Source organism: Dermacoccus sp. CCH2-D9, assembly GCF_001556795.1.
GTDB lineage: Bacteria > Actinomycetota > Actinomycetes > Actinomycetales > Dermatophilaceae > Dermacoccus > Dermacoccus nishinomiyaensis.
Genome location: NZ_LSJT01000147.1, coordinates 26,334 through 47,804, shown reverse-complemented (window position 1 = coordinate 47,804; position 21,471 = coordinate 26,334). Strand labels below are relative to the sequence as shown.

At 69.7% G+C, this 21,471-nt stretch carries 15 protein-coding genes and 1 riboswitch; all 15 genes read right to left on the bottom strand.

Features of this window, described 5'->3' with window-relative positions:
• Window positions 1–133 precede the first annotated feature (133 nt).
• The 15 genes from AX669_RS13480 to serA all read right to left on the bottom strand — a co-directional run bounded on the left by AX669_RS13480 (window position 134) and on the right by serA (window position 21,448).
• A complete protein-coding gene (locus AX669_RS13480) occupies window positions 134–901 on the bottom strand; it encodes a hypothetical protein (protein ID WP_156445012.1) in 768 nt (255 codons plus the stop codon).
• A 559-nt stretch (window positions 902–1,460) separates the two neighbouring features.
• Entirely contained in the window at window positions 1,461–2,033 is a 573-nt protein-coding gene (locus AX669_RS12430) for a hypothetical protein (RefSeq protein ID WP_062258710.1), read from the bottom strand.
• Window positions 2,030–2,953, bottom strand: a complete 924-nt coding sequence (locus AX669_RS12425) for a tyrosine-type recombinase/integrase (protein ID WP_082740962.1) — start codon at window positions 2,951–2,953, stop codon at window positions 2,030–2,032. The genes AX669_RS12430 and AX669_RS12425 overlap by 4 nt, the downstream gene beginning before the upstream one ends.
• A 113-nt stretch (window positions 2,954–3,066) precedes the next feature.
• Window positions 3,067–4,728, bottom strand: coding sequence for an RNA polymerase sigma factor (locus AX669_RS12420; RefSeq protein WP_369815087.1), 1,662 nt, complete (start codon window positions 4,726–4,728; stop codon window positions 3,067–3,069).
• A 294-nt stretch (window positions 4,729–5,022) separates the two neighbouring features.
• Entirely contained in the window at window positions 5,023–5,385 is a 363-nt protein-coding gene (locus AX669_RS12415) for a universal stress protein (RefSeq protein ID WP_006946612.1), read from the bottom strand.
• A gap of 69 nt (window positions 5,386–5,454) precedes the next feature.
• Window positions 5,455–6,627: a homoserine O-acetyltransferase gene (locus AX669_RS12410; RefSeq protein ID WP_082740961.1), complete on the bottom strand. Its 1,173-nt coding sequence runs from the start codon at window positions 6,625–6,627 to the stop codon at window positions 5,455–5,457.
• Window positions 6,628–6,661: 34 nt separating this feature from the next.
• Window positions 6,662–6,770, bottom strand: a riboswitch (SAM riboswitch).
• A gap of 89 nt (window positions 6,771–6,859) precedes the next feature.
• On the bottom strand, window positions 6,860–7,798 hold the full coding sequence (locus AX669_RS12405) for a hypothetical protein (RefSeq protein WP_131940816.1): 939 nt from the start codon (window positions 7,796–7,798) through the stop codon (window positions 6,860–6,862).
• Between the two features lie 271 nt (window positions 7,799–8,069).
• Window positions 8,070–8,756, bottom strand: a complete 687-nt coding sequence (locus AX669_RS12400; protein WP_062258704.1) for an EcsC family protein — start codon at window positions 8,754–8,756, stop codon at window positions 8,070–8,072.
• A gap of 127 nt (window positions 8,757–8,883) precedes the next feature.
• Window positions 8,884–9,813, bottom strand: a complete 930-nt coding sequence (locus tag AX669_RS12395) for a PAC2 family protein (protein WP_062258718.1) — start codon at window positions 9,811–9,813, stop codon at window positions 8,884–8,886.
• Window positions 9,814–9,886: 73 nt separating this feature from the next.
• Window positions 9,887–10,330 (bottom strand): HIT family protein, encoded by a 444-nt coding sequence (locus tag AX669_RS12390; RefSeq protein WP_006946632.1) that lies wholly within the window; start codon window positions 10,328–10,330, stop codon window positions 9,887–9,889.
• Window positions 10,331–10,350: 20 nt separating this feature from the next.
• Window positions 10,351–14,265, bottom strand: coding sequence for an ATP-dependent RNA helicase HrpA (gene hrpA / locus AX669_RS12385; protein WP_231729605.1), 3,915 nt, complete (start codon window positions 14,263–14,265; stop codon window positions 10,351–10,353).
• Between the two features lie 119 nt (window positions 14,266–14,384).
• Window positions 14,385–15,638, bottom strand: a complete 1,254-nt coding sequence (locus AX669_RS12380) for a DUF445 domain-containing protein (RefSeq protein ID WP_082740963.1) — start codon at window positions 15,636–15,638, stop codon at window positions 14,385–14,387.
• Between the two features lie 167 nt (window positions 15,639–15,805).
• Window positions 15,806–17,116: an McrC family protein gene (locus AX669_RS12375; RefSeq protein ID WP_062258701.1), complete on the bottom strand. Its 1,311-nt coding sequence runs from the start codon at window positions 17,114–17,116 to the stop codon at window positions 15,806–15,808.
• Entirely contained in the window at window positions 17,113–19,953 is a 2,841-nt protein-coding gene (locus AX669_RS12370) for an AAA family ATPase (RefSeq protein ID WP_062258699.1), read from the bottom strand. Before AX669_RS12370 ends, AX669_RS12375 begins: the two co-directional genes overlap by 4 nt.
• A 298-nt stretch (window positions 19,954–20,251) precedes the next feature.
• Window positions 20,252–21,448: a phosphoglycerate dehydrogenase gene (gene serA / locus AX669_RS12365; protein ID WP_040014956.1), complete on the bottom strand. Its 1,197-nt coding sequence runs from the start codon at window positions 21,446–21,448 to the stop codon at window positions 20,252–20,254.
• Between the last annotated feature and the right edge of the window lie 23 nt (window positions 21,449–21,471).

The following is a 21,471-nucleotide window of genomic DNA, read 5'->3' as shown; positions in this document are numbered from 1 at the left end:
GCTGCTCGAAGCCGGAGGGTTCAGACCCGCGCTACACCCTCATTCGTGAAGAGCCACCAAACCCAGGGCGCTTCAGGGGTTTCTGGGCAGGGTTCCAGCAAAGGCAACTTCCCTGCCCGTAGGGCTCCGAGCCTTAACGCCCCTCGCCGCTCACCTTCACCCGCCCTTGATACCGGGCCAGCACCTCTCCCAGCGGCAACCCAAGCTGCTCGGCCGCCGAACTCCACGTGCCACCCTCGACGAGGTGATCCTCGAGCAGTGCCAGCGTGCGGGCGTCCACCTGAGCGGCGAGCCATGCCGCGCGAGCGAGCGGCCGCGGGGTCATGGTGGACGAGGTGACGGTCTCCACCCAATCGAGAATGCTCTCGGTCTGTTCCTGGCGGCACCGCTCAAGCGACTTGCCGGGCACCTTCGCGGGCTCGAACTCCACGGCCACGGGCGCGACGGCCTGCACTTCCGGGGCCGCGCTACGACGGCGGTGCGCCCTCTGCCGGCACGCGGGCGAGCAGTAGCGGCGATCCGAGCGGCCCGCGACAACTGCTCCGCAACCGTCACACTCGCGCGTTACGGCTTCCGAACTGGTCTCCCGGTACGAGGCCGTTCGGCATGCGCTCGAGCACGCGACGACCTTGCGGCGACCGTCGGGGCGCACGATGGTCGGGCGGCCACAGCCGGCGCACGGCGCGGGCGTTTCTTCTCGCCACCATGATTCGACGTGCGCCATGCCCGTGACGTAGGCGAGGGCGGTGCGATCCGCAGGTTTCGCCACGCACTCGAGGCATACAGCTTCCCGCGCCGTCCACCCCCGTTCGTGGCGGTTGCGACGGTGGTGGACGTCGACGGCGACCACGGGGCCGTCGATGGGCTGCTCGCACACTGCACACGGCGTATAAGTGTTCACAGTCGTTACTCTATTCGTAACGGATAGCGTGCACTGCTTGAAACGACGAAACGCCCGCCACCTCGAGGTGAGGTGGCGGGCGTTCATCGAGCCCAGTGAACTGCTAGCCCGTCTTAGATGCTTGGAACCCATCGCTGAACACCCCGCGACTGAACCCATGCCCCGCCGGTTAAAGCAGCCCCAGGGGAAGCACTCATTCGATTCGTGTCTATACACGTGCTGCAGAAACCGCGAACCGATCGCTTCGAAGCTACTCGCGTGCAGGAACCACGGACACACGACATACGAACAGGGGTAACAGCCTTATTGCCCGCCATCGGGCACGACCTCTCATAGAAGAAGGCTCCATCTTCCCACGCCGGAACCCGCCATCACGACACGCCCGCCACCTCGAAAGGTGACGGGCGTTCATCGTGGGGCTATGCACCCCTCGGGCTCTTGGATCGTTCGACCCGCAGGGGAAAGACAGATTCCCGTGTACGGGTTCCGGTGTTCTCAGGCGTGCGACGGGTGCGGACAGCCGCGCCGGCCATTCGTCGCGTAGTCACATGGCGGACACTCAGGCCCATGCACCACCGTGCGGTCGACGTCGCAATGCCCCAGCGTCCACGATGACGCGAGAGGTCGCCCGCAGCGCCAGCACGCGAACTGCCCCCCGCCTGCACCGGACCCATGGCGTAATCACGGGATCCTCTCCTACCCGCACGATGGTCCGCAGGTCGAACGGCGTCTGCCCACGCAGCCACCGCCCTCCGGTGCTCGGTAGACCGCGGGACCATTCATCGAGGCGCCGCGCCCAGTCGACGAGAGCGGCGTCGTCGAGTGGGTCGTCACCCAGTCCCACTCCGAGGTAGGCCTCGTGTTGCCAGGGCGTCAGCTTCAGTTGATCGCGGGGCGCCCACTTGATCGTGCTGTGCACGACGAAGCGCGAGGTGTCCAGCCGCACTGCGGTGCCCAGCTTGGGCAGGCCACCCTTGTGCCGTTCGTCGCAGCGGATCACGATTTCGTTGAGGTAGCCCTGCCGCTTCCCCTGCGCTCGGATCACTGCCAAAGCGGCATCGATCTCAGGCATGAGGCGCTTACGACGCCCCACCAGTTCGCGAATGGATTCCGCGTCGAGCATTTCCGTCACAGTTCCCCCAGGTTCAATCGTTTGGCTTCTTCGGGAGCGCGGGCCGCAGCTTGGGCGCGCGTGTAGCGCATGAGCATGTCGGGCCGCGTCCATCCAGCGACGGCCATGAGCCCGCCCTCACTGCCGCCGGCTGCGAGCCAGCGGTGCGCGGCGGTGTGGCGAAGGCGGTGAGGGTGGAACCCCTCGATGCCGGCCGCGTCCGCACGAAGACGCAACGTCTTGTGCAGCGCATCGTACGAGAACCCCTTGCTTCGATCCCCGAGCCACAACTCGGGCCGTGAAGCGAGAGCGTGCCCCCGGCGAAGGCGCATGTAACGGTCGATTGCCTGCCCTGTCTGCGGGCCGAACGGGACGACGCGCCCCTTGCCGCCCTTGCCGCGGCGAATGACGAGCGTCTGCTCCCTCAGATCGACGTCATCGACATGGATCGCGACCACCTCGCCCGCGCGCGCGCCGGTTTCGATCATCAAGCGCAGGATTGCCTCGTCCCGGCGGGCTCGCAGCTTTCGGGCGGCGGTTGCTTCGCCCGGAACACGACAGGCGCGAAGCAGCGCCTTGAGTTGGTCGGCGGTGAGCGGCTCGATGACTTTCTGGTCGAGCTTCGGCGCCTTGACGCCGATGAATGGATCTGCGCTGAGCTCGTCCTCCTCGGCGAGCCATGAGGTGAACCTGCGCACCCCGAGTTGGCGAGCACGGACGGTCGCAGCCTCGCGCCCCGTCTCGCCCAGGTGCACGCAGAAGGCGCGCAAGGTCGCCCGGCTCAGCGGGTCGGCCTTGCGCGCCTCAGCGAACGCGACGTACTGCTTGACGCCCTCGGTGTAGGACTTGATCGTCTGCGCCGAGCGTCTGTCGGCCTTGAGCGCAAGCTCCCAAGAGATCAGCAACTCACGCAGTTCGGGCACGCTAAACTCTCCGGGCATGCCTCCAGTCTGAGCGATACCCCGACTAGGAACGCTGTGCACCCTTAGAGTTCACGACGTAAGGCGAAAAAGCGCCGGAACGACGCGGATTTCTGCCTCGCTACCCGTCTGGCTCAGTCCAGGTAGTCGCGCAACACCTGCGAGCGCGACGGGTGACGCAACTTGCTCATCGTCTTGCTCTCGATCTGACGGATGCGCTCACGCGTCACGCCGTAGACCTTGCCGATCTCGTCGAGCGTCTTCGGCTGGCCGTCGGTGAGGCCGAAGCGCATCGAGACGACGCCCGCCTCGCGCTCGGACAGCGTGTCGAGCACCGAGTGCAGCTGCTCCTGCAGCAGCGTGAAGCTGACGGCGTCCGCCGGGACGACGGCCTCGGAATCCTCGATGAGGTCACCGAACTCGCTGTCGCCGTCCTCACCGAGGGGCGTGTGCAGCGAGATGGGCTCACGGCCGTACTTCTGGACCTCGATGACCTTCTCGGGGGTCATGTCGAGCTCCTTGGCCAGCTCCTCCGGCGTGGGCTCGCGGCCCAGGTCCTGAAGCATCTGACGCTGCACGCGAGCCAGCTTGTTGATGACCTCGACCATGTGCACCGGGATGCGGATGGTGCGCGCCTGGTCGGCCATGGCACGCGTGATGGCCTGACGGATCCACCACGTCGCGTACGTCGAGAACTTGTAGCCCTTGGTGTAGTCGAACTTCTCGACCGCGCGGATGAGGCCGAGGTTGCCCTCCTGGATGAGGTCGAGGAAGAGCATGCCGCGACCCGTGTAACGCTTGGCCAGCGACACGACGAGACGCAGGTTGGCCTCGAGGAGGTGGTTCTTCGCGTTCTTGCCGTCCGAGGCGATCCACCACAGCTCGCGCTTGAGCTTCATGTCCATCTTGACGCCCGACTCGAGCTTCTGCTCGGCGAACAGGCCGGCCTCGATGCGCTTCGCGAGCTCGACCTCCTGCTCGGCGTTGAGCAGGGCGACCTTGCCGATCTGCTTGAGGTAGTCCTTGACCGGGTCGGCCGTCGCACCCGCCGTCACGACCTGCTGGGCCGGCGCGTCATCCTCGTCACCCGGACGCAGGACGAAGCCGCCCTTCTCGTCTTCGGCCTCGCCGGCGGGCTTCTTCGCCTCGTCGACCTCCTCGGCGCCTGCCTCGACGTCCGTCACGACGACGTCGTCGATCTCGACGTCCTCGGCGACGACCTCGTCCGGCTCGTCAGCGGCCGACTTCTTGGCGGTGGTCTTCTTCGCGGTCGTCGACTTGGCCGCGGTGGCCTTCTTCGCCGTCGCCTTCTTGGCGGTGGTCTTCTTGGCGGCCGCCTTCTTCGCGGGGGCCTCACTCGCCTCGTCGGCGGTGACGATCTCGTCGAGCTCGACGTCGGTCTCCGCCTCTACGGCCTTCTTCGCCGCCGTCTTCTTGACGGCAGCCTTCTTCGCGGTCGTCGTCTTGGCCGCGGTGGTCTTCTTCGCGGCAGCGGTCTTCGTCGCGGTCTTCTTGGCAGTCGACTTCTTCGCCGCGCTCTTGCGCCCGGTCGTCGTGGCGACGGCCTGGGCCGCGTGAACCTCGTCGAGCACGATCTCGATGCCCTCGGCCCCCAGCGCCTTCAGCACCGCCTTCTGCTTGGCCATGGAGATCTTCGCTTCTTCGAGGGCGGTCTTCAGCACCACGCTGTCGACCGTGCCGCTCGCGCGCCCCTGCTCGAACAGAGCAATGACCGCGGGATGGTCGATGTCCGCGGGAAGCGCGGGGGTCTGAGCCGTTTCGGACACTGAGGTCACCAACTACCTTCCGAGAGTGCACAACGCATCGGGCAGGCGCAATCGCGCGCCGAGCGCTTCGTACGAGGGAAGAGACGAACCACGGGGGCGGGATCCGACGAGAGCCGGTTGCTCGAGACTCACCTGAGCTCGCCTGGCACCGTGGTGCCTGATTCGATCCCCCGCGTCGCTTCTTTCACCATTATAGAACTCTGGGTCGAGAACCGCAGAATCACGGGGTTCAACGCCCCTGCGTGCGCGGGTGTTCCCGACCTGACGCAAGCGCGTCAGGCCGGGGTTGGGAGCAGCGCGAGATCAGTGCGCTGTGGGCTTGACCGCGAGGACGGGGCACGGCGCGTCGAGCAGCAGTCGCTGAGCGCTCGAACCGAGGATCAGCTTGCCGACGGGCGTGCGGCGACGCAGCCCGATGACGAGCAGCGCCGGGTCGAGTTCGGCCACCTCGTCGAGGATCACCTCGACCGCGTCCTGGCCCTCCTCCACCTGCACGACGCGGCCGCCGACCGCGTCCGCACTCTCCTGCGCGGCAGCGCGCGCGTCGTCGCTCGGGACGGTCGAGACGAGTACGAGCGGGCGCCCCAGCACACTCGACTGACGCACGGCCTCGGCCACCGCGGCCTCACCCTCCGGGCCCGGAGCGAAACTGACGACGACGGACATGCGCAACCCCTGTTCTGCGACTGTGGCGATCGGCTCACACGCTACCCGAGGTGCCGCGAGCGCCCGCCGTCACGCCACGGGATGGACGCGGCCCGCCTCGGCCGTGAGCGGCCGAGCGATGACCTCGCGCACGAGCGCCGCGATCTGGTCGGCCTCGATGAGGAAACCGTCGTGACCGTGCGGCGAGTGGATGAGACGCAGCCGTCCGCGCCCGTGAGCCCGGACGATGTCGGCGGAGGCACTGACCGGGAACAGCCGATCGGAGTCGACCGCGGCGACGACGAGCTCACCCCCGAACACCCGAAGCGCAGGCTCGATGCCGCCGCGGCCGCGGCCGACGTCGTGCGTCGCCATCGCCTGCGTGAGCCGCACATAACTCATGGCGTCGAACCGCGCAACGAGTTTCGCGGCGTGGTGCTCGAGATAGCTCTCGACGGCGAACAGGCCGCCGTCGAGCGTGCGGTCCGCTCCCTGCGACTCGCGCCCGAACCGCTCCTGCAACTCGTGCGCGCTGCGGTAGGAGGTGTGCGCGATCTGGCGGGCGAGCCCGAGCCCCGACGTCGGGAAGACGCCCTGCTCGAGGTAGCCGCCACCCCGGAAATCCGGGTCAGCTTCGATTGCCCGCACCTGCGTGTGCCCCCACGCGATCTGGTCGGCGCCCGCCGCCGCGCAGCTCGCGACGACGAGGGCGCGCTGCACCCGATGCGGGAAGGTCGCCACCCACTCCGCGGCGCGCATCCCGCCGAAGGAGCCGCCGATGACAGTGTGGAAGCGCGCGATGCCGAGAGCGTCGGCGACCCGCGCCTCGGCGCGCGCCTGATCCCTGACGCTGACGTGTGGGAAGCGCCCGCCCCACACCCGGCCGTCTGGTGCGAGCGACATGGGGCCCGTGCTGCCGCGACAGCCGCCGAGCACGTTGATCGCCACGACGAACAGCTCGTCGGTGTCGAGGGGCGCGCCGGGGCCGATGAGACCAGGCCACCACCCCGCCGTCGGCTGCCCGGGGCCGACCGGCCCGACGACGTGCGAGTCTCCGGTCAGGGCGTGCTCGACGAGGACGGCGTTGCTCGCGTCGTCGTTCAGCTCGCCCCAGCACTCGTACGTCATGACGACGTCGGGCAGGGCGGCGCCGTTCTCCAGCGTCAGGGTGCCGATGTGGACGGCACGTGCGTGCGGGTTGAACCCGTCGTCGGTGAGGGGCGCCGCGGAGTCGGCCACGGCGAGGCGACGGTGCGAAACCATGACGTCCTCGATTCCGAGGTGGGTCGCAACCCACCTCTCGCGCTTGCCGCCCACGGGCGGCCCTGTCGTCACCCGGGGCACCCCGCCGCGAGGGAGGGTTGCCGCTCAGCAAGCCGGGGCTTGTGTCGCTGAAACTCTTGACCTGCGACACAGTAGGCGGCCCTGCCCGCGGCTTCCATCGCCCGCGCGGCGACGTCCACGATGTGGCGCGCTCCCACAACCGGCACGCTCGTCAGGCGACGGAACTCTGCCGAGCCTTCGTGTGGAGCGCACCGACGGCCTGCTCGTACGACAACCCCGTGCCTGTGATGTCGCGCAGCAGTTGCCCCAATGACGTCCGTCCGATGCGCAGCGACGCCGCGGCGCACGCACCGGCTCCTCGCAGGTCGCCTTCGCGCCAGGTCGCGGCGGCCTCGAGGGCCTTCCACGCGGCGCGGCCGTGGCGCGGCACGAGCGGCAGCCAAGTTCGCAGGCACGCGCTCGTCATCAGCGGGCCAGGCTCGCCGAGCGGCGTGCCCGGGCTCAGCAGACGGAACAGTTCGGGTGCGACGCACAGGAGGATCTCATCGCGCGTCGGGCCGTCGACGACAGCGTCGGCGAGCACCTGCAGGTCGGCGCTGCGGGAGCGTCGCCGGGTGCCCGACGCGGTGTCGGGGACGTCGCACAACCGTGCCCAGGCGGCTCGGACGTCGACGACGCTGGGAACGGGGCGCGCGGTGGCGGCCATGGCCTCGCCGCCGCGGCGGACGTCGCGAAGCTGCTCGCGGGTCTGCTCTGACAGGGACGGGATCTCGTGGATCGCGCCGTCACAGCAGCCGAGCTCGCATTCGATGGCCCACCAGTGCTCGTCGCTGGCACCGAGGACGTGGTGCAGCGGCACGCGGCGCTCGATGCGTTTCGCGAGGGCCGCGATGTCGACGCGGCCCGGCTCGCAGCGATAGGCGATGGCGATGGCGGCCTGCGCACCCATCGTCGCGCGCCGCTCAGCGACGACGTCGAGCATGTGCGCCGTCTCCCCGTCGCACGCATCGTCCGCCCAGCCGAGCACCCCCGCGAGCGCACCGTCACGTTCGAACAGGACGATGACGGCGCCCGCCCCCTCGGAGCCGACGAGATCGGGAAGGGCTGCCACCAGGGCGCTGAGGCCCTTGAGTCGTGTTGTTGTCTTCATGCCCCCAGCGAAACCCATGACGCCACCCGCGCGCTGACCACGAGCCACAAACCTGTGGACGAGGCATCCTGCGGGCCGCGAAACGGGCCGTAGCCGTCACACCTGTGGGTGAGTGGGCCGTTCGAGCAAGGCCAGGCGGGGGTTCGCGGCCCTCAGATCGTCGCCCGGAAGCCCGTTGATGCGCACGGACGACACATCGCCGAACCGGCCCGGACACGCCGAACGCCACCCGCCGAAGACGAGTGGCGTTCGGGGTGGAATCAGGGCGACGTCAGGCTGACGGCGGGATCTGCGCGACGAAGTCGCGACGCGCCGACTGGGCGATCTTGCGGATGAGGACGACATCGAGGCCGCCACCGATGAAGCCGCCCGCCACGGGGATGAGGCGCGGAATGCGCGTGAGGAAGCGACGCCCCACCTGCGAGCCGAGACGGAACGCAACGGACTTGTTCACGACGGCGAGCGCCGCCGGCGGCAGCTTGCGCGTGGCGACGTTCGTCGCGACGCCACCCGTCATCGGGCCGAGGCCCTTGAGGACCTGCGTCGCGTCCGCACCGATGAGGTCGAGCAGGATCGCCGAGCGCACGGCTGGGTCGTCGACGTCGTGACCGTTGATGGCGGCGATTGCCGCGACCATGCGCGTCGCGACGGTGTAGAAACCGATGACGTTCGCGGGCAGTGCCACGGGGAGCGTGACGAAACCGCCGAGGTTGGTGAGGAAGCCGTTCGCGCCCGCGAGCTTCGTGTGTGATGCGACGACGTCGTCCATCGCCGCTTCCTTGGAGCCCGCCTTCTTCATCGCCTCGTCGGCGACGGCGCGGGCCGACTTGAACGTCGCCACGCCCCCGATGCCCACCGAGATGAGGTGCTGCGCCAGGGTGTTGGCCGTCGAGTCGAGCATGCCCGACGGTTTCTCGGGGGCTGCAGGAGCCTTCTTGTCTTGACCGAATCCGAACATGAGGTGATCCTCCCAAGTTGGCGGGGGCCCGGCAAGCCACCGCAGGGGTGGCCGCAGCCAGGCGAGCGTTGCGAAGCCCGCGTGGCCGTCGGCTCAGACCGACGGCCGGCGAGAAGCGCTCGCGGGCTCACAACGAGCCCTTGGTGCCCGGATCCTCTCCCTCGGCGCGCAGGAACTGCTCCAGCTCGGCGCCGATCTCGTCTGCGCTCGGCAGGTCGTTCATCTCGGCGGCGAGGAGCGAGCGTCGACGACGACCCTCGGTGAAGGCGTCGTACTGCCGCTCGAGGCCCTCGACGACCTCGGTGACCTCGTCGTTCTCGCTGATCTGCTTGGCGATGTCGACGCGATGCAGCCCGGCGATCGCGGCGAGCTCCTGAGCGGGGATCGCCAGCCCCGTCAGCCCGCAGACGGCCTCGAGCGCGGCGAGCGCGGCGTCCGCGAACTCGACCTGCGTGAGGTAGTGCGGCACGTGGATCGCGAAACCTGCGGTGTCCATGCCCGCCTCGGCGAGCCGGATGTGCATGAGCCCTTCGGCACTCGAGGGAACCTGGACGTTGCCGAAGAGCGGCTCGTTCTCCGTCAGCAGACGCTGATCGGAGGCGAAACGCGTGAAACCGACCGGGCGCGTGTGCGGCACGGCCATCGGGATTCCGTGCGCGCTCACCATGAGCGAGACGCCGAGGTTCGCCGCGAGGATGCGGACGGCCTCGCTGACGCGCTCCCACTGGTAGTCGGGCTCGGGGCCGGCGAGCAGCAGGAACGGCGTGCCTTCGGCGTCGACGAGGCGGTACAGCACGAGAGCCGGGTCGTCGTACTCGCTGTAGCGGTCGCGATCGAACGTCATCATCGGGCGGCGACCGCGGTAGTCGAGCAACTGGTCAACGTCGAACGACGCGACGACCGTGTGCTCGAGCGTGCCCAGCATGTGCGCCGTCATCAACTTCTGCGTGTTGCCCGCGTCGATGAAACCGCCCAGCGAGACCACGAGGGTCGAGGCGCTCTGCTCGGCGAGCGGGGTGTCGGTCTCGATGCGGAACAGTTGCGTGGGATCAAGCACGTCGTACTCCTTCGTCAGGTGCTCACCGTTCAACGCCCCGCGCGCGGGGATGATTCCCCCACGCCGCGGCCACTCAGGTCTGCGGCGACGCGGCGTCCGGAACGGTCTCGGCATGACCGTCGGTGCGCAACTGCGCCCGCAGCGCCTCGGCATTCTCGGCGAGGATCTGCTGGTCCTGGCCGCGCGTGACGGCGTGCGGGTCGAACTCGGCCGGGCTCTGCGTCGGCCACACGTGCAGGTGCAGGTGCGGCACCTCGTACCCCTCGACGAGCAGGCCGACGCGCTGCGCCTGCCACGCGCGCTGCTGCGCCTGACCGATGATCTGCGCGACACCCGTGAGATGCGCGAAGATGCTCGGCGGCGCCTGCGTCCATTCGACGATCTCCCCGCGCGGCACGACGACCGTGTGCCCGTCGGTGATGGGGTCGATGACGAGGAACGCCACGCACACCTCGTCCTGCCAGACGAAGTGCGCCGGGATGTCGCCGTCGATGATCTTGCTGAAGATGCTCGCCATGGCCTCCAACCTACGCCCGATCAGCGGGCCTCCGCAGCGTCCATCGCCTTGTAGATCCGCTTCTCGGACACCGGGTGAGCGGTGCCCAGACGCTGCGCGAACTGGCTGACGGCAAGCTCCTCGATCATCCAGCGGATGTCGAGCACGTCGGCGTCCCCACGGCGCTCGGGGCGCAGCCCGGCGACCATGTCGTCGTACTCACGTCGGACGGTCGCGACGAGGTCGGCGCGGTCGGCGTCACGCACGAGATCGGTGACGCCCTTGTCGAGCCGCTCGAGCATTCCCCGCACGTAGCGATCGAGGTGACCGAGGCGCGCCAACCCGGTCTCGGCGACGAAACCGGGATGGATGAGCGCGACGAGGTGAGCGGCGACGTCGTCGTGCAACGCCTTCGCCGCGGGCGCCGTCAATCGTGACAGCCCGAGCTGCACCTCGGCGGCGTGCTCGAGCACGGGCGCGAGCTTCTCGGCCGCCTCGAGCACGAGCGGTGCCACCTGCTGACGGATCGCCGTGAGGGCCGCGTCGAACTGCTCTGCGTCGCGCACTTCGCGCCCGGGCATGCCTTCGATGACGGAGTCGACGGCGGCCGCGAGGACGTCGTCCATGAGGGCGTCCATCGAACCGTGCGGGTTGTTGCCGAGCGCGAGCTTCTGCCGGTTGCTCATGAGGCCGAGGATTCGCTTCCACGGCACCTGCGTGTTGAGCAGCAGCAGACGGCGGGTGCCGAGCCGAGTGGCCTGGCGCGCCTCGGACTCGGTGCCGAGCACCTCGACAGCGACGTCACGGCCGTGGTCGACGACAGCCGGGAAGCCCGTCATCCGCTGGCGGCCGGCCGACTTCGTGAACTGGCGGGGCAGCTCACCGAACGTCCACTGCGTCAGCCCCTGCTGCTCGAGGTCTCCGGCCGCCTTCGCGATCGACTGACGCAGACGCCCGGCGAGTTCGTCCTGCAGCGCCGCGAGATCCTTGCTCTCACGGATCTTGCGGCCCCGCTCATCCTCGACCCTGAACGTGACCTTCAGGTGGTCGGGCAGCTTCCCCGGGTCCCAACTCCCCGCGGGCACACGTACCGAGGTGAGACGAAACAGCGCCTCGCCCAGCTCGTCGGCGAACGGGACCTCACCCGGGCGACCCTGGGCATCCATGAGCGCCAGCGCCCGCCGCGCATGGTCGGGAGCCGGGACGAAGCTGCGTCGGATGTTCTTCGGCAGCGACTTCACGAGGGCCGTCGCGAGTTCCTCACGCATACCGGGCACGAGCCAGTCGAACCCGTGATCCTCGACCTGGTTGAGCACCGGCAGCGGCACGTGCACGGTGATGCCGTCGGCGTCTGCACCCGGCTCGAACTGATACGTCAACTTGAGCCTGAGACTGCCTTGCCGCCACGACTTCGGGTAGGCCGACTCGTCGACGGCGTCCGCGTCGTCGGCGACGAGCAAATCCTCGGTGAAGGTGAGCAGGCTCGGGTTCGTGCGACGCTCGTTCTTCCACCACCGGTCGAAGTGCGCCCCGGAGACGATGTCCGCCGGGATGCGCTCGTCGTAGAAGTCGAACAGGACGTCGTCGTCGACGACGAGGTCACGCCGTCGGGCGCGCGCCTCGAGGTCGGCGAAGCGCGCGCGCAGCGCCGCGTTGTCCTTGAGGAACTGGTGCTGCGCATCCCAGTCACCCTCGACGAGAGCGTGACGGATGAACAGGTCGCGAGAGACCTCCGGATCGATCGCGCCGTAGGCCGCCTTGCGGCCCGCGACGATCGGGATGCCGTACAGCGTGACCCGCTCGGACGCGACGGCCCCCGCGCGCGAGCGCTCCCAGTGCGGTTCGGCATACGAGCGCTTGACGAGGTGGGCGCCCGCCCGTTCGATCCAGGCGGGGTCGACGACCGCGTTGGTGCGCGCCCACATGCGGGTCGTCTCGACCAGCTCGCCCGCCATGACCCAGTCGGGTTGGCGTCGGAACAGCGTCGAGCCGGGCTGGATCGCGAAACGCGCCTGACGGGCGCCGAGGTACTCACGCTTCTCACGATCCCGCAGCCCGACGTGGCTGAGCAGACCCGTGAGCAGCGCCTGGTGGACGGCATCCTCGCTCGCGGCGTTGTCGCTCATGAACAGCTTGGCCTGCTTGCACGCCGCCTTGAGCTGACCGTGCAGATCCTGCCATTCGCGCAGCCGCAGGTAGTGGAGGTACTCGCGCTTGCACAGGCGCCGGAAGGCACTGCTGGACAGTTCGCGCTGCTGCTCGCGCACGTAGTTCCACAGGTTGAGGTAGCTGAGGAAGTCGCTCTTCTCGTGCTTGAACCGGGCGTGCTGTTGATCCGCCTGGGCCTGCGCGTCCGCGGGGCGCTCACGCGGATCCTGGATCGACATCGCCGCGACGATGACGAGTACCTCCCGCAGCGAGCCGTTCTCGGCGGCGGCGACGAGCATGCGTCCGAGCCGCGGGTCGACGGGCAGGCGCGCGAGAGTGCGGCCGGTCGGCGTCAGCTTCTTGCGCGGCCCCTGAGCGGTGGTGTCGAGGGCGTGCAACTCCTCGAGCAGCGCCAGGCCGTCCTTGATCTGGCGGGCGTCGGGCGCGTCGACGAACGGGAAGCGCGCGATGTCGCCGAGGCCCAGGGACGTCATCTGCAGGATGACGCTCGCGAGGTTCGTTCGCAGGATCTCGGGGTCGGTGAACTCCGGGCGGGACGCGAGATCCTCCTCCGAGTACAACCGGATGCAGATGCCGTCGGCGACGCGGCCGCACCGGCCGGCGCGCTGACGGGCGGAGGCCTGCGAGATCGGCTCGATCGGCAGGCGCTGCACCTTCGTGCGCTGGCTGTAGCGCGAGATGCGCGCGGTGCCGGTGTCGATGACGTAGCGGATGCCCGGCACCGTCAGCGACGTCTCCGCGACGTTCGTCGCCAGGACGATGCGTCGCCCGTGGTGCGGCGCGAAGACGCGATGCTGCTCGGCGGCGGACAGGCGCGCATAGAGCGGCACGATCTCGACGTCGTGACGCACGCGCCCCCAGTCAGCGCCCTTGAGCGCGTCCGCGGCGTCGCGGATCTCGCGCTCACCGGAGCAGAAGACGAGGATGTCCTGCGCCGAACCGTCACCGCTGCCTGAGCGCCACAGCTCCTGTGCGGCCTCGACGATGCCCGTCACCTGATCGACGTCCTCGAGCTTGGGGTCCTCCCCCGGCTTGCTCGGCGCGAGCTCGCGCACGAGGGGGCGATACCGCGTCTCGACGGGGTAGGTGCGCCCCGAGACCTCGATGATCGGCGCGGGCCCGTCCGGGCCGGCGAAGTGCTCGGCGAAGCGCTCCGGGTCGATCGTCGCGGACGTGATGATCACCTTGAGATCGGGGCGCCGCGGCAGCAACTGCTTGAGGTAGCCGAGGATGAAGTCGATGTTGAGGCTGCGTTCGTGCGCCTCGTCGATGATGAGCGTGTCGTACTGACGCAGATCCCGATCGCGTTGCATCTGCGACAACAGGATGCCGTCGGTCATGACGCGCACGCGGGTCTTCTTCGACGACTCGTCGACGAAGCGCACCTGATAGCCGACCGTCTCACCGAGCGGCGACTCGAGTTCTTCGGCGAGCCGCTCGGCGACCGAACGCGCCGCGATGCGTCGCGGCTGGGTGTGGCCGATGGCGCCGGCGCGCCCGCGCCCCAGTTCGAGGCAGAACTTCGGCAGCTGCGTCGTCTTGCCCGAACCCGTTTCGCCCGCGACGATGACGACCTGGTGGTCGCGGATCACCTCGAGGATCTCGTCTTTCGCCTCGACGACAGGCAGGTGGCCCGGGTAGCGCAGGACGTACGACGCTGCTTCCGATGTGGGGTCGGGGATGGCCTCGGCGGCCAGGGCCGGTTCGTCCCCTCGGGGTGACGCGTTCGCTCTGCTCCGGCTCGGCCTGCGCCGGCGGGACGATGAGGCGAGCGGCGGCCCGGGCATCGCCGGATCGCCGTTCGAGGAAGGTTGCGAAGGTCTTGGAGTACTCACGATTCGCTCATTTTCTCACGCGCGCCGGTGATGGCCGCGCGCGTTCGGGCAGGGCCCAGCGCCCCCCGCCGTCAGGGCAGGAGCTGGCTGAGCGTGTAGATGAGGAGGCCGATGAGGCCGCCGACGACGGTGCCGTTGATGCGGATGAACTGCAGGTCGCGCCCAACGAACGACTCGATGCGTTCGGAGGCGTCCTGCGCGTCCCAGCGCTCGACCGTCGAGGAGATGAGGGCCGTGATCTCGTGGCCGTATCCCTCGACGCCGGCGGCTGCGACGTCCTCGAGGCGACGTTCGAGGCTCGCGTGGAGCGCGTCATCGGTGCGGATGCGCTGCGCGAGCGCCCGCAGGTGGTGGACCATCCGCGCCCGCAGCTCGCCGTCGGGATCCATGAGAGCGTCACCGAGCATCCGACGCACCGACGACCACACGTTCAGGGCCGCGTCGGCGACGCTGGGGTGGGTGAGGAAGCGCTGCTTGAGGTTCTCCGCCTGCTGCTGGGTCTTCTCGTCGTGCTGCAGGTCGTGCGCGGCGCGAGCGAGGAACGCGTCGATCGCGCGACGCATCGCGTGATCAGGTGTGTCGCGCACCTCCGCGAGCCACTTGACGATCTCGAGGTGGATGCGGTCGACGACGGCGTCGTCGAGCCACTGCGGCGACCACCACGGCGCCTTCGCCCCGACGATGCGCGTCACCGCATCCTTGTTCTCGCTCACCCAGACGTGCATCTCGGTGATGCAGACGTCGACGAACCCGTGGTGCGTGCCGTCCGCGACGACCCCTTCGAGCAGGTGCCCGGCGAGTTCGCCGATGGGCTCGCGCTGCAGACGCGGGATGAGGACGGCGTCGAGGAAGTGGCGCACCTCGTCCTCGTCGAGGCTCTCGAGCGCCTTGTTGAGCTGCGGGGTGATCTGGGCGACGAGCCGCTCGGCCTGACCGGGGCGCTCGACCCAGGCCGCGACGCGTCGCGGGACGTCGACGCCGCGGATGCGCTCACGCACGAGATCGGGGGTGAGGAAGTTGGAGGCGACGAACTCCTCGAGGCTCTTGCCCAGCTGATCCTTGCGCGTCGGGATGATGGCCGTGTGCGGCACCTTGAGACCGAGGGGGTGACGGAACAGCGCGGTCACCGCGAACCAGTCGGCGACGGCACCGACCATCGCAGCCTCGGCCGCCGCGTTGACGTACCCCCACGCCCCGCCATGGCCGTGCGTGAGGATGTAGATGACGGCCGCGAGGACGAGCAGCCCCGTCGCCACGAGGCGCATGCGACGCAGCGCAGCACGGCGCTCGAGATCGGCGGGGGCCAGGTTCATCGTCGTGGACACGCCGCCACGATAGTCGGGCTCTCGCTCGCGCACCGCCTCGACGGCACCGGGTTTCGCTCAGGGCGCACTGCGGACGCCGGTGCGTGGCGGCCGCGGGGTGACGTGCGCGGCGTCTCGGGTGACAGGAGACGCAGGGGGCGTGCGCAGCCGCAGGAGCTCGGCGCCCGTCACCCGCACAGACGCCGCACGTGCGCCGCGAGATCGTCGAGGCCATCGCTCAGCTCACGCCACGACGCGTCGAGGTCGACGTGCCACGAGTGGACGCTCGCCCGCGTCGCCGGCATCCGGATGCGGCTCGCCGGGCGGCGCCGCGCGTGGGCATAGACGACGAGTGCTGCGTCGAGGTCGAGCGAGGCGGCCTGCACCATGACCGGGAAGAACGCGGCCGCGTCGTTCGCGACGGCGGCGGCCGGGTCGCGAGGAGTCCGCGCGGTGTCGCGACCTCCGCCCGTCATGAGGTGCAGCGGGTCACCCGTGCGGCGGGGCACGTCGTCGTCGCCGAGGTGGTAGCGGGTGCCGATGACGAGGCGGGGGCCGCTCGCGTCACGCACGAGGATGTCGGCGGTAGCGCGCAGCGACGCGGCGTCGTCGAGCGCGAGCTCCTCGGCCTGCTCGACGCGATGCGCGGGCCACAACCGGGCCCGCAGCTCGGTGGCGACGAAGCGCAGGAAGACGAGGTCGACGTCGACGAGGAACGCGTTCGCACCGCGCTCGCCCTCGTCGTGACGGATCGAGAAACCGTCGATCGCGAGACGCGCCAGACCCATCGCGTGCTCGTAGTGCGCATTGAGCCGCGTCAACGGGATCTCGAGCGCCAGCTCCCGCGGATCGGCGTCGGCGACCCCGTCGAACCGCGCGAGCAGCTCGACGGCGAGACGCCGCGTCTGCGGGCTGAGGCCGGGGGCGCCGAGCACGCGGACGACGGCCGCGCGCAGCAGGTGGTTCTCGACGACGTCTGACGTGAACTCCTCGAACCGGCACACCGGGGCGCCGACCGTCCACGGTCTGCGGGCGAGCTGGTCGACGAGCAAGCGGCCCCGCAGCGTCGAACTCTCCTCCTCGCGCGTGCGATACCCGTGCAGCAGCCCGCGGCGGGTCGCCGCCTCGACAGCGCGCAGGACGACAAGCGCCGATCCGTCGAGCAGTTCGCCGTCACCCGCGAAATCGCTCGTCTCACTCCCCCACGCGATCGACGCGTCCTGCCCGCCGAGCATGGCGAAGATCGATGCCATCGGCACGCGCGGCACGATCCGCACCTCGAAACCGGGAACGCTGACCGTGCCGACCCACGACGTCGTCTCGACGACGACGGCCTCCGGATCGGCAGTGGCGAGCAACCTCACCCGATCCGAGCCGACCGAGAACAGGGCGCGACGCGCACTGCTCGGCACGCGGACCGGCTCCGAACGCGAGTGCTCCGCCAGGGTGAGGCGAACGCGCTCGTCCGGCGCGAGGGCGCCGACCGCGAGCGCCGTCATGACCCCTCGGGCGCCGCGTCGTTCGTGGCGCGCGCCGCGTCGTCGTCAGCATGCGCAGCCTGGGCGTGCCGTTCGAGCACGGCCTCCCAGGTGAACGTCGCGAGCACGTCCTCGCGCCCGTAGAGCTGATCCTCGATGAACGGGTAGACGCCGTACTTCCAGATGCGGGCGAGCGCGGCGTCGTCGAGGTCGCGCACCATGAAGTGGCTGTGGCCGATCTGCAGGTGCGGGCCGCGCAGGATCTGACGCAGCTCCTCGTTGACCCGATCGACGACGCCCGCCACCCACACGGGGCCGTTCTCGCGCTCCAGCCAGCGCGCCAGCAGCCCCTCCATCGGGCCTTCGTGCGGCATGAACGGCAGGAAGTGGAAGCGGCGTCGCAGCGCAGCGTCGACGAGGGCGATCGATCGGTCGGCCGTGTTCATCGTGCCGATGAAGTACAGGTTCGAGGGCAGCTGGAAGCCCTCGTCGGGCCGGTAGCTCGTCATGACCGACTGCGAGCGATACTCGAGCAGGAACAGCAGCTCACCGAAGACGCGCGGCAGGTTCGCGCGGTTGATCTCGTCGATGACCATGATGTGCGGCGTCGTCGGGTCGGCCTCGGCGGCCTCGGCCATGAGCGCCAACGGCCCCTTGCGCAGTTCGTAGACCATTGCGCCAGCGGCGTCGAGACGCGGGCGGAAGCCCTCGAAGAAGTCCTCGTACGACGTGGACGGGTGGAACTGCACGACGGCGCGCTTCGTCGGGTCGGGCTGCAGGGCCGCCGCGAATCGCTGCGCCATGAACGTCTTGCCCGTCCCGGGCGGACCGTAGAAGATGAGCTGCTTCTTGTCCTGCAGCAACTCGTCGATCTCGCGCAGGAACTCCTCGTCCACGAGCAGATCCGCCGCCGCCTCGGCGACCAGATCTCGTTCGGGGTCGACGCTCGTCTCGCCCTTGCGCAGCAGCCACAGCGCGAACTGCACCTGCCCCCACGGGTCGTTCGGCAGCAACGGTTCGAGCTTGCCGCGCAACCGGTCCGCGGCGATGACCTGCAGCCGACCACGCGACAACTCGCGCCGACGCGGCAGGACGACACCGAGCGCCTGCGCGAGAGCGACCTTGCCGTCACGCCCCGTCATCGCGTACACGGGCAGGTAGCGGTGCGGGTGCGCGATCGCCAGGAGCTTCATCGCGACGGCCTCGTCGAGCGCGACCTCATCGGCGCCCTCGGGGTCGATGACCGCGTCGATGCGGTCGGCGTCATCGCCCTCACCCCACAGCAGGTGCGTGACGGAGCGCGCGAGGTTCTCGAGGCCACGCGCATCGAGCGCGGCGAGGCGCGCGTCGAGGACACTGTGCGTGCCCGTCGACCCGTAGGCGCCACCGGCGATGATGCGCTTGAACGTCGCGAGGTCGAACGCGGCGAGCGCCTCCGCTTCGAGCGAGGCCGCGAAGGTGCGGCGCTGCTCGACGTGCCACTGATCGCGCTCCGCCGGGTACGGACGGTCGGCCAGGAAGGCGCGCAGCGCGATGGCGAGCTCCTCGTCGATGCCCTCGACGGGCGCATCGGAGCCGCGCATCGTGTCGACCAGCGGCAGCACGCGGCGCACGGTGTCCTCGACGTCCGCGGCGAAGCTGCGCCGCCCCACCCCGTCGGGGTGCGGGAACCAGCGGCCGACGAACACCTCGCCACCCTCGTACGACGCCCCCGTCGGCGTCAGGCGGTCCGGCGCGCCGGCCGGGCCGAGATGGATGAACTCCAGACCGGCAGGCAGGTTCTGCTCGAGCCGCGAGCCGAGCTCCTCGTGACGTTCGGCGCCCGCCGCGGAATCCCAGCCCGACATCAGCCCGACGGCGATGCCGGAGCTCGTCATCCACACGCGCAGGGCGGGCGCTCCCCCGCTGCTCGAGGGCAGCAGCCACGTCGAGTGCGAATCGCTGCGGTAGGCCGCGCGCGAGGACGCCTCCGTCCGGGTCTGCAGGCTCGTCTCGGCGAGCTTGACGCCGGTGGCGCGCTCGAGCTGCTCGTGCAGGCTGCGCGCGACCAGCGCGGCATGACCGCGCAACTGCAGCGCCAGGGACGCGGCGCGTGCCTCCGACTCGCCGTCCGGATAGCCGACGCCCTGCTCGAAAGTACGGTGCAGTTGCGTCGACTCGGTCGCCAGCGCAGGCAGCGCCGCGCCGAAGCCGACGAACGACGGCTTCTCGCCCAGCGCCGTGACGACGCGCTGCGCCCGGTAGGCGCCGGCGGGGCTGAACGCACGGCACAGCGTCACGAAGTCGACGTAGCGCTCGGCGTGCGTGAGGTGGCGCCCCATCCACCCCAGGGTCGCGAACGCGTCCGCCCCACCCGGCCACAGCACCGGCCAGTCCCCCTGGCCGGAGGTGGCCCACACGAGCGACAGGAACGTCGGCACGCGCGCGAGATCAGGCCCGCCGGATCCGATGACGTCCTCGAGACGCGCGATCGACGTGCCCGCCTCGTCGAGCGAGGTCGGGGTGACGAGCACCTTCGCCAGCACGTCCTCGAGCTCGCCGAGGCGGTCCTCGCAGTGCGCTACGACGCGCGGCAGCCAGTGCCGCGCGAGCGCGCCGGCCCCGACATATGGGCCCGGCCGCGCGCCCCACTGCGCGAGGGCCTCGGCGAAGCGTTTGATGTCGGGGCGGCGGATCATCGCCTCGACGTCAGCCCTCAGTTCGATGTCGCGGGCGTGCGCGAGCGCGTCGAGCTGCTGCCACGACGCGACGAACGCGGGGTCGGCCTCGACGTGCTCGGCCATGAGGTCGTACGTGCTCCGCCACCGACCCAGATCGGTCTCGCGCTGGCCATCCGCAGCCTCGTCGGACCACGTCATGGGGGCTTGCATCACACCGTCACTCCCGGCACGGCGAACCCTCAGCGAGGGCCGCCGTCACCTGCGTCGAAGGGGGCATTCGGCGACGCGGAGCCTGCGGCTGCGTCGTCGGTTCTGCCGGTCAGTCTAGCCTGCGACTCACCCTTCGGACGGTGTGCGTCCGGTGGCTCGAGAGGACGTCCGAAGGCGCCGGCGCCCACGCGATGGCGCGGGTACGCGCTTCGCGTGGGCGGTTCGTGGGCCGCTGACGCTGCACTCGTACACCGTCGCGGGACGGGTCGCGGCAGGTCGGTGCGGCTCAGCGCACGACGCGCAGCCTGATCGTCTCCGGCATCGCGCGCAGCTGGTCGAGGACGGCGTCGGGCAGCTGGGAGACGACGTCGGTGACGACGTAGCCGGTGTCCGCGGCGGTGTCGAGCATCTGACCCTCGATGTTGACGCCGTGCTCGGCGAGGATGCCGTTCATGCGCGCCAGCGCACCCGGCACGTTCTTGTGGAAATGCACGATGCGGTGCTGACCCGGGCGCTCGGGCAGGTTGAGCGACGGGAGGTTGACGTTGAGCGTCGTCGAACCACGCTGGACGTAGTCGCGCAGCTTCGCGGCGACGAACCGTCCGATGTCCTCCTGCGCCTCCTCCGTCGAGCCGCCGATGTGCGGCGTCAGCACGACGTTGGGGATGCCCTGCAACGGTGAGTCGAACGGATCGCCCTTCTTCTTGGGCTCGGTCGGGAACACGTCGACCGCCGCACCGGCGATGTGACCGGATTCGAGATGCGTCTTGAGCGCGTCGTAGTCGACGACGAAGCCGCGCGAGAGGTTGAGGAACAACGAGCGCGGGCGCATCGCGGCGAACTGCTCGGCGCCGAAGAAACCGGCGTTGCCGGAGCGCCCGTCGACGTGCAGCGTGATGACCTCGGCGATCGACAGCAGCTCCTCGAGCGACGAGCAGCGTGTCGCGTTGCCGAGGGCGAGCTTGTCGTCGGTGTCGTAGAAGTAGACCTGCAGGCCGAGCATCTCCCCGACGACGGACAGCTGCGAGCCGATGTTGCCGTACCCGACGATGCCGAGCTTGCGGCCGCGGATCTCGTGGCTGCCCTTCGCGTCCTTGTGCCACACCCCGTCGTGCAGCGCGCGGTCCTTCTCGCTGAGGCGGCGCGCCATCATGATGATCTCGGCGATGGCAAGTTCGACGACCGAGCGCGTGTTGGAGAACGGTGCGTTGAACACGACGATGCCCCGCCCCGCGGCGTGCGCGAGGTCGATCTGGTTCGTGCCGATGCAGAAGGCCCCGATCGCCTGCAGGTCGGGCGCATTGTCGAGCACGCGCGCGCTCACCTCGGTCTTGGAGCGGATGCCGAGCAGGTCGACGCCCTGCAGCGCCTCGATCAGCTCGTCCTCGTCCATCGCGCCGATGCGCATGTCGACCTCGAAGCCGGCCTCGCGCAGCAGCGCCTCCCCCAGGGGGTGCACGTTCTCGAGCAGCAGTGCCTTCACGGCCGGTTCCTTTCGCTGGCGGT